The organism is Paenibacillus barengoltzii G22 (genome assembly GCF_000403375.2).
Classification (GTDB): Bacteria; Bacillota; Bacilli; order Paenibacillales; family Paenibacillaceae; genus Fontibacillus; species Fontibacillus barengoltzii.
The window spans coordinates 1,741,737-1,756,448 of record NZ_KE159652.1; the positions used below are offsets into that span (position 1 = coordinate 1,741,737).

Genomic DNA, 14,712 nt, shown 5'->3' on the forward strand with positions numbered 1-14,712 from the left:
CTTAACGTCCCGCAGAATGCGAGCGATTCTTCCTATAAAGGATATAGCTTCTCCGGGCATAATTCAAGGGGACGCTCCACACATGAACGAGCCGGGTAAACGGCCACAGAGCAAAGATGATAAACCCTGCTAAAATGTGGATTTGGAACGTGATCGGCACCTCTGACATATAGCTGGCTTCCGGACGCAAGATCAACAAATTGCGGAACCAAATGGATATCGTCTCCCGATAGTCAAAGTCCGGCTGCACGTTATTTGTCACCAGCGTAGAGTACATCCCCATAAAAACGATAAACAGCAGCAATCCGTTAACGATCATATCCGATGCGGAGCTGAGCCGGCGCACGTTTTTCATCGTCAATCGACGGGCTGTCAGAATCAGCATTCCGGCAAACGTCACCACGCCAAAAAATCCACCGCCATACATCGCCCCGATATGATACAAATGCTCGTTGACGCCAATCGCATTCATCCATGCCTTCGGAATCCCCAGCCCGGCTACGTGCCCCATAATAACCGGGATAATGCCGATATGAAACAGGAGGCTGCCGAGCATCAGCCGTTTTTTCTCGATGAACTCACTAGATTTGGCCGTCCAGTTAAACTGGTCGTAGCGGTAACGGAAGATATGCCCCACCACGAACGTGACCACACAGAGATAAGGAAAAATCACCCATAGAAATTGCTCAAACAGGCTCATGGACTTTCACCTCCTGCGACAAACACAGCTTAAACGTTTCCCGAAGGGCTTTGATTAACGGATAATAAGGGTTCCCCTTCGACTCCAGCGACTTCATTAATTGGTAAGTTCCGTCCTCCAAAATCGAGATTACCGTCTGCATCGCCATTAAGCCATGCGGATGATGGAGCCAATCGGCCGCATACAAAAACTCCAGCATCAGCGGCAGAAAATCCGGCAGCTCCCGGTCCACCATCTCCATGCCAAACATCTCGTAAACCAATTTAAGCGAGGTCAGCAGTTGTCCGCGATCTTTAGAATCTTCATATTTGAAATACGTCATATACAGCGTTGACGACTTCTCAAAATCAAATGTATCGACGTAAAGCTCCTCGATCTCTTCCATGCTGCGTGCAAGCATCTGTTCCCGGTATTTCGACACCGGCTCCATGACGGAAGCAGGGAATGCCTCTTCCCCACCCTCCTGAATGGAAGCGAACGTCTCCTTGTCGGGGTAAACGAGCTGCCCGGCAAAAAAGCCGAACAACTCGCGATGTGCATCCAGTTTCACCAGATCAATCACGCCAGATCCCCCCGTAGAAGTTTTGTTCATACAGATCCCGTCCACTCTTGCCGGCGCTCGCCGGAATCGGAGTGGCAGGACCGCAGCCGTCACAATCTATGCCAAATCCGGCGGTGCCTTGGGCCCGGTACGGGTCCATGTACCCCTCCTTATGCGAGGTTGGAATGACGAACCGATCCTCATATTTCGCGATCGCCAGCAAACGGTACATTTCTTCAACCTGTTGTGCGGTCAGCCCCACGCGATCCAATCGTTTCTCGTCAAACGGCTGCTTGGAGAATTGTGCGCGTTGGTATTGGCGCATCATTGCCATCCGTTGCAGAGCGATTTTTACCGTTTCCGTGTCCCCAGCCGTCAGCAGATTCGCCAGGTATTGAATCGGCGTTCTCATTTCCTCAATTGCCGGGAAGATGAGATCCGGGTTCTGAATCGAATCCTTGCCTTCAAAATGGCTCATGATCGGGCTGAGCGGCGGTACGTACCACACCATTGGCAGCGTCCGGTATTCTGGATGCAGCGGGAAGGCCAGTTTATATTCGATGGCCAGCTTATAGACCGGCGAATTTTGCGCCGCTTCAATCCATTCTTCAGAAAGTCCATCTTTGCGGGCTTGCTCGATGATCTTCGGATCATTTGGATCAAGGAACAGGCTTAGCTGAGCTTCGTACAAATCCTTCTCATCCAGGGTAGATGCCGCTTCTTGCACGCGATCCGCATCATACAACAGCACGCCTAGATAACGGATACGTCCGGTGCAGGTTTCGGAGCACACGGTTGGAAGTCCCGCTTCGATTCTTGGGAAGCAGAATGTGCATTTTTCCGCTTTGTTGGTTTTCCAGTTAAAGTAAACCTTCTTGTATGGGCAACCTGTCATGCAATAACGCCAGCCGCGGCAAGCTTCCTGGTCGACGAGGACGATGCCGTCCTCATCACGTTTATAAATTGCGCCGGATGGACAGGAAGCAACGCAGCTTGGATTTAAGCAATGCTCGCATAGACGAGGCAAGTACATCATAAACGACTGTTCGAAGTTGAACTTGATGTCCTCTTCGATCTTCTCGATGTTTGGGTCCTTTGGTCCGGTGATATGGCCGCCGGCCAGATCGTCTTCCCAGTTCGGCCCCCAATCCAGGTCCATCGTGTCGCCGGTAACGGCGGATTTCGGACGGGCCACAGGCTGGTGCTTCTTCTCGCCCGAATTCGTCAGCTTCTCGTAATCATAAGTCCAAGGCTCGTAGTAGTCTTTCATTTCCGGCATATCCGGGTTATAGAAAATTTTACCGAGCGCGATCTTGGACAGCTTGCTGCCGGATTTCAGCTCCAGCTTCCCGTTACGCAGCGTCCAGCCGCCTTTGTAATGCTCTTGGTCTTCCCAACGTTTCGGATAACCGATCCCCGGCTTCGTTTCAACGTTGTTAAACCACATATAATCGGCGCCTTCCCGGTTCGTCCAGGTGCTCTTACAGGTCACACTGCAGGTATGACAGCCGATGCATTTGTCCAGGTTCATCACCATGGCGATTTGCGCTTTAATCTTCAAGCCAGTCAACCTCCTTCAGTTTGCGCACGGCAACGTACACATCGCGCTGGTTGCCGATAGGTCCGTAATAGTTGAAACCATAGCTAAGCTGGGCATAGCCCCCAACGAGCTGCGTTGGCTTCAAATGGATTCGCGTCGGCGCATTATGGCTGCCGCCTCGCTCACCCGTAATTTCCGAACCAGGAACGTTAATGTGTTTGTCTTGGGCGTGATACATAAACATCGTGCCCTTGGGCATCCGGTGGCTGACTACGGCTCTAGCCGTAACAACGCCATTACGGTTATAGACCTCCAGCCAATCGTTATCATTAATTTGATGCGCTTCGGCATCCTCATTGTTGATCCATACGGTAGGCCCGCCGCGGAACAGGGTCAGCATGTGCAGGTTATCCTGATAGGTGCTATGGATGTTCCATTTCCCGTGCGGTGTTAAGTAGCGCAGGACAAGTGCATCCTTGCCGCCCTCAACCTGTTTGTCCCGTGGACCAAACACCATCGGCGGCAGTGTTGGTTTGTAAACAGGCAGCGCCTCGCCGAATTGCAGGAAGATCTGATGATCCAGATAAAAATGCTGGCGTCCCGTTAACGTCCGGAACGGCACCAACCGTTCAATATTCGTTGTAAACGGCGAATACCGGCGTCCTGATTTGTTCGAACCGCTGAATACCGGAGTTGGGATGACCTCGCGAGGCTGTGCGGTAATGTTCGCAAAGGTGATGCGTTCCGCCGCAAGATCTGCAGAGATATCCTTCAACTCCACGCCGGTATCCTGTTCAGCCGATTCCCAAGCTCTCTGCGAAACTTTGCCGTTTGTTGCCGAGGACAGGTGCAGCACTGCATTGGCCGCTTGTCTTGCGGTACGCAGCTTCGGACGACCGTTTTTGATCGTATCATCGGTGTAAGCGCCGTTGATCTTTTTCAGTTCCTCGTATTCTTCCTTCACGGAGAAGCTGACCCCGTGCGCGCCCACCTTGCCAGATTCCAGGTTGGGTCCCAGCGTGATGTACTTGTCGTAGATCTTCGTATAATCGCGCTCAACCACGGTAAAGCTAGGCATCGTTTTGCCAAGTATTGGCTTGACTTCACCGCGCTTCCAATCCTTCATTTCCCCATATGGCTGGGAAATTTCAGCCATCGAGTCGTGACCCAGCGGAGAGGAAACTACGTCTTTGTATACGCCCGGCATATGTTCCTTCGCCATCTCAGACAAGACGCTGGCCAGCGACCGGTAAATGTCCCAGTCTGTCCGCGATTCCCACAGCGGATCGATCGCCGGGTTAAACGGATGCACGAACGGGTGCATGTCGGTTGAGGACAGGTCGACCTTCTCATACCAAGTTGCGGCAGGCAGGACGATATCGGCATACATCGGGGTCGCTGTCATCCGGAAATCCAGTGCCACTAGCAGATCCAGCTTGCCTTCCACTTCATCACGCCAAACGATTTCCTCCGGCTTCTCCTCTTCGTTCGGACTGGATAACAACCCATTATGCGTGCCGAGCAGATGTTTCATGAAGAACTCTTGCCCTTTCGCCGAACTGGAGATCAGGTTCGACCGCCAGACAAACAGCGTACGCGGGAAGTTCTCCGGCGCATCCGGGTCTTCCACCGCAAACTTCGTTTCGCCTGACACCACTTGCTCATAAGCATGCTTGATGATGTCCGTATTATCGGTTTTGCCTTGAGCCGCCGCTTCTTCGGCGAACGATAGACTGTTCTTATTAAACTGCGGGTACGATGGCAGCCAGCCCAGTCGGGCAGCCAGCACATTGTAGTCCGCTGGATGACGGTACGGAATCTCCCCGCCGGTTGGCGATTTCAGCGATTCCGCGCTCATCTCCTCGTATTTCCATTGGTCTGTAGCAAAATAGAAGAACGATGTCGCGTTTTGCAGCCGCGGCGGTGCCTGCCAATCGCGGGCAAACGCGATTGTCGACCACCCTTCAATCGGCCGGCATTTCTCCTGCCCGACATAGTGGGCCCAGCCGCCGCCGTTCACGCCCTGGGATGCTGTCAACACAACCAGGTTCAGAATGGAGCGATAGATCGTATCGCTGTTGAACCAGTGGTTAATCCCGGCGCCCATAATGATCATCGAACGGCCGCCAGTATCCAGCGCGTTCTGCGCGAACTCGCGTGCGATTTGCACCACCAGCGATGCCTTCACACCGGTAATGCGCTCTTGCCATGCAGGCGTATAGTGCGATTCCGCATCATCGTACCCTTTGGCGGTATGGGTGCTGCCAGGGCGGTTCACGCCATATTGACTAAGCATCAAATCATAGACAGTCGCAGCCAATCGGGTGCTGCCGTCTGCTAAAGTGATCGTTTTGGCCGGAATCGACCGAGTAAACGTGCCGTTGCCTGCCGCATCGAAGTAAGGGAAGACAATTTCTGTCCATTCTCCGCCGTGCGGTTCGAACGACAGCGCCGGTTCGATCCGGGTGCCGTCTTCCCGCTCCAGAATCAGATTCCACTTCACGTCCTTCTCCCAACGTTGGCCCATCGTTCCGTTCGGAACGATCAGCTCTCCAGCCGCCTCGTCGTAAATGACCGGCTTCCATTCGGCATGCTCCGTCGCCTGCCCCAGATCGCTGGCCCGCAGGAAACGTCCAGCCTTATATCCACCTTCATGCGGATCCAACAATATGAGGAACGGCATGTCCGTGTATTGTTTGGCATAATTCAAGAACATCGGTTCTTGACGCTTCACATAGAACTCGTCAAGGATGACGTGGGTCATCGCTTGGGCAACCGCAGCGTCTGTACCCGGATGCGGCGCGAGCCAGTTATCGGCAAATTTGACGTTCTCCGCATGGTCCGGCGCTACGGACACCACCTTGGTTCCTTTGTAGCGAACTTCAGTCATAAAGTGGGCATCCGGGGTCCGCGTAAGCGGCACATTGGAGCCCCACATGATCAAATATCCGGCGTTATACCAGTCGGATGATTCCGGTACATCGGTTTGCTCGCCCCAGATTTGCGGCGAAGCCGGCGGCAGATCAGCGTACCAGTCGTAGAAGCTAAGCATTTCGCCGCCCAGCAATGAGATGAACCGCGCGCCCGAAGCGTAGCTGATCATTGACATCGCTGGAATCGGTGTAAATCCAGCAATTCGGTCAGGCCCATATTTTTTAATGGTATAAAGGATTTGGGCTGAAATCAGCTGGGACGCTTCTTCCCAGGTCACGCGCACATGTCCGCCTTTCCCGCGAGCTTGCTTATAGGATCTTGCAGCTTCTGGATTATCCACGATGCTCGCCCAAGCTTGCACGGGATTCCCTTGAGACTTGGTCATTGCCTCGCGCCACAAGCGCAGCAGCTTCCCGCGCATATAAGGGTATTTTACCCGCAGCGGGCTGTACTCGTACCACGAGAACGAGGCGCCCCGTGGGCAGCCGCGCGGTTCAAACTCGGGCATATCCGGTCCGCAGGACGGGTAATCAATCTGTTGATTTTCCCAGGTGATGATGCCGTTCTTCACGAACACCTTCCAGCTGCAAGAGCCGGTGCAGTTCACCCCGTGCGTCGTGCGCACAACTTTATCATGCGACCAGCGGCCGCGGTACATATTTTCCCATTCCCGGCTTTTCTCTTCGATCTTGGTCCATTTCCCCGAGATCGTTTCCGGCTTCTTAAAAAAGCTAAGTCCTGATCTTCGTTTCACGGAAGTGTTCACTCCTTCATCGCCCAAATGAATGCCTTTTGATGGGGAATCAATGGTATTCGAGCTTCTGACTCCATTATGAAACGAATTTCACTTGCTTTCCCATCAGGGAAATCCCTCGGCTTGTCGGTGAACGCCCTATAACGACAAAAAAACGCCCAAATGGCGTTTTTTGAAGAACAAATCTCAGTATTCGTTAGGAATGAAGATCCATGATGTACCAGGCGTCACAGGCAAAATGCTCGGAGCCGGCTAGCGGAACTTCCAGCTTCCGGAAGCCATGCTTGCGGTAAAAACGGTTCGCCGCCTCCATCGTCTGCAGCGTTTCCAGATAACATTGCTTATAATGACGCTTGGCAAAGTCTAAGCAGGTCGCCAGCAACTGGGCTGCGATCCCGGTCCCGCGGATTTCTTGCCGCAAATACATTTTCTGCAGCTCGCACACCTCGCTGGAATCAGCAAACGGGGCAATCCCAGCTCCTCCGATCACCCGGCCATCTTTCTCCACGACCCAGTAAGCTCTTCCCTCTGGCTCATAATAGCGGGAAAGCGCGCGAAGGCTGTCGTCCTGCCAAGCCAGCCCTTCTCGGTTCCCGCCGAACTCAATCAGACAATCGCGGATTACCGCTTCAATCTCTGCATTGTCCTCCGATTGGATAGGTCTAATGATCATCGTCGTCCATCCTTCCGTTATAGAAGATTCATCTCATGGAGCTTGTCGAAGATCATCCGACTGACCAGTGATGTCCGATCGCGCTCCTCATAGCTGAGCCAAGCCATTTCCTCGATCTCGGAAGCGGGTTGAAGCTCGCCTTCGACCTCCGCAAAGTAACAGTTCATCCGTACAAGTACCCCTTCGAGCTTGCCGTCAGCTTGCGCTTCAAACGTTGCAAAATAGTTGATCGTATTCGGCTTTACGGTCACGGATAACTCCTCTTGAATCTCTCGTTGCAAAGTTTCGGGATCGGACTCGCCTGGTTCTCTTTTGCCGCCTGGCACATAAAACAGCTCTTTCCCCTTCGAACGGACATTTAACATGCGACCATCCCGCAGGTGAATCCAGGCGATTTTATCGATGTTTCCCTCCATACTAGACGCCCCTAACTCCATGCTTAATTCAAAGCTTCTCTCTTCCGAACAGAGCTTTCCTTCTCGCTTTCGCTTCCCCCGCCCAGTTTAAACACGAAGATGCCGCCGACAATCACTAACACGCCGATCAATTGATTCAGCGTAAACGGAACCTTCTGCAAGCCGAGCCAGCCTAGCGAATCAAACAACAAGGCAAATCCTAACTCCGAAGTCATCACGATGGCTACAGCATATGTTGGCCCCAACAGTTTGACACCCTGTACCATGCAAGTAACAACGCCCACCCCAATCAAGCCGCTGAACCAGAACCAAACCGGCATCCCGGGGAATGACGTAAACATTTCTTTTCCTTCAACGATCAGTCCAATGACAAAGGAGGCGGCAAACCCCAGACCTAACACCAGCGTCGTCGTCGTCCAATTGCCGGTCTGCTCATTCACCTTCGTATTAAACACGTTTTGCATCCCCACCAACGCTCCGGCAGTTAATGCGAACAATATTCCTAACAGCACGTCTCTCCGTCCCCCTATTCGTAAATATTTCGGCTCGCCAGATTGCGAAGCCCTTCCCGATCCTTCACCGTGATGCCCTCGCGGCTTCGCTCGATCAAACCAAGCGCCGCAAATTTCTGCAGCACCCGGTTCAAATGGCGATAGCTGGTGCCGATCAAATTAGCCGCATCGGCCAAATCGGCGGTGCCGAGCTTCCCCTGAAACCGCGCATCCGCTTCGTCGAAAGAAACAGACAAGAGATAACTCGCCAGGCGGATCTCCACCGGATACAGCAGATTAAAGCTCATCGAACTGGATTTCATATAGAACTTCTTGGTGATAATGTCCAGCAAAAAATTTAGCAGCGGAGAATGATCCGCACCGTATTTCCGCAGCCAACGGTACTCTACCCCGATCATGTGAACCGGGGACACAGCCTCAACGGTATTGATGATATCCCCGTCCCGAATGTATTCGACATCCCCGATGATCTCCAGCGGATTCTTAAAAGAAATGACCAGCGTACGGCCTTCCGGAGAGGTGTTATAAATTTTGATCTTCCCCCGAACCAGCACGTACATGGTATGCGATGGCTCGCCTTGCGTGCAAATTAGCTCTCCTTGGTCAAACCCGTGAAGTGTCAGATAAGGCAGCAACGCTTTGGGAAATACCTTCTGAAGTCCATACGATTCGATATAGTCATTTAGCAGGTCCGGGTCTGCCACTTCTTTCATATCCGTTCTCCTCCTTGAGGCTTGGGCCATTCACTCATCCGTTAAATTTAAGAATAATTACTCCTGCAATCATCAAGCCGATCCCGATAAACTGCGGTAGCCGCATTTTTTGCTTCGGTACACCAAACCAACCTAGGCTATCAATCAGAAAGGTGATGCACAACTGGGCAATCAAAACCGCTGAGATCGTCAAAGTGACTCCAACCTGCTGGATCGCCGTGACGTTGCTAAAAATAATAATCGCTGCCCAGGCCCCGCCGCTGATATACAGCGGCTTCACCTTGCGCAAGTCGTTCAGCCCCCCGTCACGAACCATCAGCCAAATCAGCAAAGCCGCGACAAAACCGGTAAATTGAGTCAACGCTGCCGCCGGCCATGTGCCGATCTCGCCGCTGATTCTTGTATTGGCCACCCCTTGCAAGGTGATGAACGCCCCGGCCAAAAACGCAAATAACAAACCCCTCATCGTCTCTCTCCTCGTTCTCGAATCTTCGCGATCCTTTATATCAATACCTAATTAAAGGATATCTTCTGCCGTTTGGAAAGGACATATGTCCTGAATGCCGGTGGAAGGATAAAATAGAAGAATCCGTACATCCAAAATGGAGGGCCCAAAATGCAATGGACATTCACAACCTTAAACCAATGGGATGACGTTTGGTGGGACAAGCTCGAACCCATCTATCGCGAAGCATTCCCGCACGGTGCCAAGCCTGTAAAGGTGCTTCAGAGCATGCTGGATCGCGGGATCGCCAGCTTGCACGCAGGACTGTTAGACGGCGAAGCGGTAGCGATGGGCGTCACCGGCCTGAGCGGCAAGCAGGGGCACAAGCGATTGATCCTCGATTATATGGCCGTGCGTCAAGATGTAAGAGGACAAGGCTTTGGCACTCAGTTCTTCGCAGATATTCGTAACTTAGCCATGTTTGAACATCACGCTGAGGCGATTATTATTGAAGCGGAAGCCGATGACACGGTTACGAACCGGGAGCGCCTCCGCTTCTGGATCCATTGCGGATTTATTGCCACACCTTACGTCCATCAATATATCTGGGTTCCCGAGCCGTATCGGGCGCTGTATCTCCCGCTTAATCATCAGTTCACCGTGACCGATGACGGTCAATCGCTGTTTCAGGATATCACTTCGTTTCATCAGCGTTCATTTCGCGGGCAGTAACTTCTGGGTAAATAGGACGCAAACAGGGCGCGATTAGAGCGAGAAACAGGACGCGAATAGTACAATAACAGTAAAATATACCGTTAATTTCCTGCCAACTGGCGTTATTGTTTGAACTAACTGCAAAAAGTGCTGCTAAATTCGATCAAACCCCGTGTTTTCGAGAAAATTGGCAAAATTAAAGGCAGGATTTACAGTTAATTGCCCTGATTGGCGTAAATTATGAGAATTAACTGTACGATTTACCGTTGTTCTACACCATCAGGGATTCACAACGTCTCCAGGACCTTTTCAAACACGGGAAAAACATCAATTCGCCCTGGAAAACGCACCTCGCCCCGCTGCTCATAACTATGGCCGCGATATAGCTTTAAGGCGGCGGTGTTCCGGGCATAGGTGTCGAGCCGCAAACTGCGGTAACCTTGCTCACGGGCATAAGCTTCAGCGAACTCAACCATCCGGCGGGCGATGCCCTGCCCTTGCATCCGGGGGTCCACAGCCAACCGGTGCATGATTAAATGAGGGCCTTGGGTATCTTTCCATTCAATCGTCTCATACAAATCGTCTTGTTCTTCATCTAAAACGACGATCGCAGCGATTTTCCCCTGTGCTTCTGCAGCAAACAACACCCCGCGCTGTAAATCATCGGCTAACACTTCCCGGTTCGGGTAATTTTCATTCCATTGATCGCTGCCGCCTTCCTGCATCACTTGAATGCAACGCCGCAGCATTTCCATGATCTCGTCGAATTCTTCGGGATGTCCTGTCCGAATCTGCAAATCCATGGGTTCACCTGCTTTTTGAAGGATTCTCGTCGTTTTTCAGCTTGCTCTCGTAAATCTTCGTAAGTAAATCCTCGAGTTGCTTTGTTTCCTCCTCGGTTAACACAGCCGTCAGTCGGAAGTTAAAGTCGGCTAAAATCTGCCGAAGCGTAGGCTCGAAAGCCTTTCCCTTTTCCGTCGGATACCACAAAATCGACCGTCGGTCATGCTCATTCACACGCCGTTCGATGTAACCGGCCTCCTCCAGCTGCTTTACGGAGCGGGTTGTGGTCGCCTTATCAAACTTCACCAAGTGCGTTAACTGGTCTTGATTTAACCCGGGTGTCGCTAATATTGCAAGCAGATAACTGTGGTTTCCGCCTCCGCCGATCCCGTACGGCTTCAACAAGGCGGTAACTTCCTTCTGGTTGATCCGTTGCAGATAGGAGATCAGTTTCCCAACGGAAGGGTAGTTCATGACCTGCACCTCTTTTACAAATCTCATTTATGAAAATTTTAACTGAAATCAGTTGCGCTCGCAACTAAATTGGAGTACACTGGGATTGCTTAAAATAGTTGCAGACGCAACAAATTGGGATGGAGAAGAGAGAGGTGTGAAATGATATGGATATGACGACTCCACGTTCTGACCTACGCACAACTTCTTATCAGGATGATCCGGACATTCAACGGAAACGTTGGTTGATTCTGATCGTGTTGAATTTATTTACGTTTATGTCGACGCTGGATGGCAGCATCGTCAATATTGCTCTGCCTGTGATCTCCAAACAATTGCATCTTTCCGTGGCTCAAGCGGAATGGATCGTTTCTGCGTACTTGATGATGAGCTGTGCGGCCATTCTGTTCTTCGGAAAGCTTGGAGATATTGTCGGTAAAATCAAGGTGTTCAAATGGGGCATGGTGATTTTTACTGTGGGCTCTCTGCTGTGCGGTTTTAGCCATAACCTGCCGCTGCTTGTTGGATCCCGGCTGCTGCAAGCGCTTGGGGCCTCGCTAACCATGGCCAACAGCCAGGGAATTGTCACCGACATCTTCCCGGCCACAGAACGAGGCAAAGCGCTTGGTTTCACCGGAACCTTCGTGTCGCTCGGCAGTATCACGGGCCCAAGTCTTGGCGGTGTGATCGTATCGGCCTTTGGCTGGGAATATATTTTCTGGGTGAACGTTCCTGTTGGCCTGATCGCGATTGTCATCGGCTGGAAGCTGCTTCCGGCGGACCGAACCAAGCTGAAGGTGAAAATCGATAAAGCGGGCAGCACGCTGTTCCCCGTCTTTATTCTGGCACTGTTCAGCGGTTTGCTGCTTGGCCAGCAGATCGGGTATCAGGACATCCGAATTGTGGGTGCGCTCGTGCTGGCGGCTGTCGTGTTCTTCGTGTTTCTGTGGATCGAGACACGCAGTGAAGCACCGATGCTTCAACTGACGTTATTCCGCAATCCGTTGTTCAGCTTAAGTATTCTCGCCGGCTTCCTGGTGTTTGTCGCCAACTTCTGCTTTAATATCATCGCGCCCTTTTATACGCAAAGCATCTTAAACCTCTCGCCTTCTCATGCTGGGTTCCTTATGATGCTGTTCCCGATCGTTATGGTTATCGTCGCCCCGCTGAGCGGTGCATTGTCCGATAAAATCGGCTCCGAGCTGCTGACCTTCGTCGGACTCATCGTCATGGTAATCGCGCAAATCGGGCTGGCCCGTTTACACGACACCAGTTCGATGGCCCTGGTGGGCGTGTGGATCGCGATGCTTGGCCTGGGCAACGGTTTATTCCAGTCACCCAATAACTCGCTCATCATGTCGAAGGTCCCGAAAACCCAGCTGGGTATCGCCGGCAGCATCAACTCGCTAGTACGCAATATGGGGATGGTTGTCGGCATTACCGTCGCGACCACAACTTTATTTAGCGTCATGAGCAGTCGCGCGGGCCATCGCGTCACCGGATTGGTACCGGATCGTCCCGACTTGTTCCTGTCCGGCATGCGTGTGGTGTTTATGACATCCGCCACCATCTGTCTCGTCGTCGCGCTTCTGACCGGCTGGCGGTTTTGGGCCGCAAAACGAGCACAATGGAGGGAACGGGTGCATTCGACGCACTAAGCTGCAAGCAAAAAATCCGTAAAGGTATGAATGACACCCTTACGGATTTTTTGCTTCTATATATAGGACTGGCATCAGCTTAGTCCACCCACTCAAGCTTGTTCACAATGCGGTATTTCATTAAGGCAAGCAGGAAATCATCATAAAAATCTTTACGAACGATGATCCGGTATTGGCGCTCCTGATCCTGATTCAAGTAGAACAAGACATCCGTGTATACGTCATTATCCTCGAACTTTTTCTGCACTTCCCGCATGTTCGAGAACAGCGACTCGTTCTGCAGGAAAGTCAACTCGAATTCTACGTCCTCTTCATTTACCGTTTCACGAATTCGGACTTGCTCCGGATCAAAGTGATAGATCAGCGGCATGTCCTGTCCCCCTCACGCAATAGAATGATGATCTAAGCGTATCGTGTCGCAGCAGCGAAGTCAAATTTTAGAAAAAGCTGACTCTCGGTATCTCGCATATTCCTCCGGCGTGTCGATATCACGGGGGGCATTTCCGAAAATCTTCACTTCAACGATTTGCTCTCTGTATTGCTGCAGCAGCTCTTTGGCCCCAACGTCACCGTCCAGCTTAGTCAACTCAGGGAACAACGGTGCTGCAAACAATACGGGATGCGCCGGTCGATCATCATAACGCGCTTGCACGATCTTGGCTCCGGTTTGGATGAACACTTCCGTCACTTGCCGTATCGCATCCGGCGAGATCTCCGGCTGATCGCCCAAGATGATTTGAATCGCTGCAGGTGCATAACGCGCCTCTAGCTGCCGGACTCCAGCCGCCAGCGAGGCGCCAAGCCCCCGCTTGGCCTGCGAAGTTGTCAGCCATTCCGCCGGCACATTCTCCGTATCTTCTTGGCGAAGCGGTCCGCCTTCCGCAGTAATTACCGCCATCTGAACATTTCCTGCCGCCAACACCTGGTGCATCGTTTGTTGCAGCAGATTTCCGCGCGGTGCTGGCAGCAGCAGCTTCGGCTCGCCCATACGCCTGGAAGCGCCGCCTGCGAGGATTAACGCCCATACATCTCCTGACTCAGCTCTGCGCTTAGACACGGCAGGACTCCGGAAAGGCAGGTTCGTCAAGAAATGATGGATTCGAAGTCGAAGCGTTCAATGAAGCGTCAGTTCCTTCCCCGCGGATGGCCCCTTTCCGATTACGCAGGAACCCGCCGAAGCGTCCATTTTTGATTGCGGTAATTTCTGCCAAGATGCTCATCGCAATCTCTTCAGGGGTTTCCGCGCCGATGTCCAGCCCTACTGGCGAATAGAGCTTATCCCGCAACGCAGGGTCGATCTTGCGTTCCGGCTCGCCAGGCTGACGTATCGGCTCCAAAATCTTCTTCAGCCGGTAGCTGGAGCCAACCAGGCCGACATACTTGACCTCCGGGGTGAGCATCCGGTGGACCGCCTCCCGATCCAGGTCCAGGTTATGTGACATGACGACGACGTATTTGCCGCGGACGTCGACCTGCTCAAACGCGAAGCGCGGGATAATCTGCAGCTCGTCCGCTGCAGGAAACCGCTCCCGCGTCGCTTTCCCCGTCGCATGGTACGCGACGGTCACCCGCCACTGCAGCCGGCGCGCCAGGCTGCAGAGCAAGCGCGCATCGTCGCCAACGCCGACGATGACCAGCTCCGGGCGAGGTGCGACCCGCTCCAGCAGCAGCTCCAGCTGCGTACTGCCCTCGGTGCGTCGCACCAGCCCGGCCCGCCGGCCCGCGCCCAGCAGGCCGGCGGCTTCGGCCGCGCCGGCAAGCGTACGGCGCGTGCCGGGCGGCACGGCGGCGGGATCGGAGGAACCGATCACCGTCGCCGCCACATACGGCTCGCGCGTCTCTACGCGCTGCCGCAGATCGCCGATGATCCGGGCCG

At 52.9% G+C, this 14,712-nt stretch carries 16 protein-coding genes; 2 read left to right on the forward strand and 14 right to left on the reverse strand.

What is annotated here, in order from left to right:
* Position 1: 1 nt before the first annotated feature.
* The 9 genes from narI to C812_RS08160 form a co-directional block, all read right to left on the reverse strand.
* Complete coding sequence (narI, locus tag C812_RS08120) at positions 2-700, reverse strand: respiratory nitrate reductase subunit gamma (RefSeq protein ID WP_016312187.1); 699 nt, start codon at positions 698-700, stop codon at positions 2-4.
* Complete coding sequence (gene narJ / locus C812_RS08125) at positions 687-1,262, reverse strand: nitrate reductase molybdenum cofactor assembly chaperone (RefSeq protein ID WP_009223280.1); 576 nt, start codon at positions 1,260-1,262, stop codon at positions 687-689. Before narJ ends, narI begins: the two co-directional genes overlap by 14 nt.
* Complete coding sequence (gene narH, locus C812_RS08130) at positions 1,255-2,802, reverse strand: nitrate reductase subunit beta (protein WP_016312188.1); 1,548 nt, start codon at positions 2,800-2,802, stop codon at positions 1,255-1,257. Before narH ends, narJ begins: the two co-directional genes overlap by 8 nt.
* Positions 2,792-6,469, reverse strand: coding sequence for a nitrate reductase subunit alpha (locus C812_RS08135; RefSeq protein WP_016312189.1), 3,678 nt, complete (start codon positions 6,467-6,469; stop codon positions 2,792-2,794). Before C812_RS08135 ends, narH begins: the two co-directional genes overlap by 11 nt.
* 196 nt (positions 6,470-6,665) lie before the next feature.
* A complete protein-coding gene (locus C812_RS08140; RefSeq protein ID WP_016312190.1) occupies positions 6,666-7,142 on the reverse strand; it encodes a GNAT family N-acetyltransferase in 477 nt (158 codons plus the stop codon).
* 17 nt (positions 7,143-7,159) lie between these two features.
* Positions 7,160-7,558, reverse strand: a complete 399-nt coding sequence (locus tag C812_RS08145) for an NUDIX hydrolase (RefSeq protein ID WP_016312191.1) — start codon at positions 7,556-7,558, stop codon at positions 7,160-7,162.
* Between the two features lie 23 nt (positions 7,559-7,581).
* Positions 7,582-8,070, reverse strand: a complete 489-nt coding sequence (locus C812_RS08150; RefSeq protein WP_016312192.1) for a DMT family transporter — start codon at positions 8,068-8,070, stop codon at positions 7,582-7,584.
* Positions 8,071-8,084: 14 nt separating this feature from the next.
* Complete coding sequence (locus tag C812_RS08155; RefSeq protein WP_016312193.1) at positions 8,085-8,783, reverse strand: Crp/Fnr family transcriptional regulator; 699 nt, start codon at positions 8,781-8,783, stop codon at positions 8,085-8,087.
* 34 nt (positions 8,784-8,817) lie between these two features.
* Positions 8,818-9,249, reverse strand: coding sequence for a DMT family transporter (locus C812_RS08160; protein ID WP_016312194.1), 432 nt, complete (start codon positions 9,247-9,249; stop codon positions 8,818-8,820).
* Between the two features lie 150 nt (positions 9,250-9,399).
* Here C812_RS08160 and C812_RS08165 point away from each other — a divergent pair, with 150 nt between their 5' ends.
* Positions 9,400-9,960, forward strand: a complete 561-nt coding sequence (locus tag C812_RS08165) for a GNAT family N-acetyltransferase (RefSeq protein WP_016312195.1) — start codon at positions 9,400-9,402, stop codon at positions 9,958-9,960.
* A 269-nt stretch (positions 9,961-10,229) separates the two neighbouring features.
* On the opposite strand, the gene C812_RS08170 is transcribed toward C812_RS08165, so the two are convergent.
* Positions 10,230-10,745, reverse strand: a complete 516-nt coding sequence (locus C812_RS08170; protein WP_016312196.1) for a GNAT family N-acetyltransferase — start codon at positions 10,743-10,745, stop codon at positions 10,230-10,232.
* A 4-nt stretch (positions 10,746-10,749) separates the two neighbouring features.
* Positions 10,750-11,199, reverse strand: coding sequence for a MarR family winged helix-turn-helix transcriptional regulator (locus C812_RS08175; protein WP_016312197.1), 450 nt, complete (start codon positions 11,197-11,199; stop codon positions 10,750-10,752).
* Between the two features lie 146 nt (positions 11,200-11,345).
* On the opposite strand from C812_RS08175, the gene C812_RS08180 reads away from it, so the two are divergent.
* Positions 11,346-12,836: an MFS transporter gene (locus tag C812_RS08180; protein WP_016312198.1), complete on the forward strand. Its 1,491-nt coding sequence runs from the start codon at positions 11,346-11,348 to the stop codon at positions 12,834-12,836.
* 79 nt (positions 12,837-12,915) lie between these two features.
* On the opposite strand, the gene C812_RS08185 is transcribed toward C812_RS08180, so the two are convergent.
* Genes C812_RS08185 through C812_RS22810 form a run of 3 tightly spaced genes read right to left on the reverse strand, consistent with a single transcriptional unit; the run spans position 12,916 to position 14,620 of the window.
* A complete protein-coding gene (locus C812_RS08185; protein WP_016312199.1) occupies positions 12,916-13,206 on the reverse strand; it encodes a hypothetical protein in 291 nt (96 codons plus the stop codon).
* A 60-nt stretch (positions 13,207-13,266) separates the two neighbouring features.
* Positions 13,267-13,893: a nucleotidyltransferase family protein gene (locus C812_RS21485; protein ID WP_016312200.1), complete on the reverse strand. Its 627-nt coding sequence runs from the start codon at positions 13,891-13,893 to the stop codon at positions 13,267-13,269.
* Complete coding sequence (locus tag C812_RS22810) at positions 13,886-14,620, reverse strand: XdhC family protein (protein WP_244268282.1); 735 nt, start codon at positions 14,618-14,620, stop codon at positions 13,886-13,888. The genes C812_RS21485 and C812_RS22810 overlap by 8 nt, the downstream gene beginning before the upstream one ends.
* Positions 14,621-14,712 lie beyond the last annotated feature (92 nt).

Coding starts and splice junctions, on each gene's coding strand:
- C812_RS08160 (WP_016312194.1), bottom strand. CDS start 9,249: ATGAGGGGTTTGTTATTTGCGTTTTTGGCCGGGGCGTTCATCACCTTG.
- C812_RS08140 (WP_016312190.1), bottom strand. CDS start 7,142: ATGATCATTAGACCTATCCAATCGGAGGACAATGCAGAGATTGAAGCG.
- C812_RS08145 (WP_016312191.1), bottom strand. CDS start 7,558: ATGGAGGGAAACATCGATAAAATCGCCTGGATTCACCTGCGGGATGGT.
- narI (WP_016312187.1), bottom strand. CDS start 700: ATGAGCCTGTTTGAGCAATTTCTATGGGTGATTTTTCCTTATCTCTGT.
- C812_RS08185 (WP_016312199.1), bottom strand. CDS start 13,206: ATGCCGCTGATCTATCACTTTGATCCGGAGCAAGTCCGAATTCGTGAA.
- C812_RS08155 (WP_016312193.1), bottom strand. CDS start 8,783: ATGAAAGAAGTGGCAGACCCGGACCTGCTAAATGACTATATCGAATCG.
- C812_RS08165 (WP_016312195.1), top strand. CDS start 9,400: ATGCAATGGACATTCACAACCTTAAACCAATGGGATGACGTTTGGTGG.
- C812_RS08170 (WP_016312196.1), bottom strand. CDS start 10,745: ATGGATTTGCAGATTCGGACAGGACATCCCGAAGAATTCGACGAGATC.
- C812_RS08175 (WP_016312197.1), bottom strand. CDS start 11,199: ATGAACTACCCTTCCGTTGGGAAACTGATCTCCTATCTGCAACGGATC.
- C812_RS08180 (WP_016312198.1), top strand. CDS start 11,346: ATGGATATGACGACTCCACGTTCTGACCTACGCACAACTTCTTATCAG.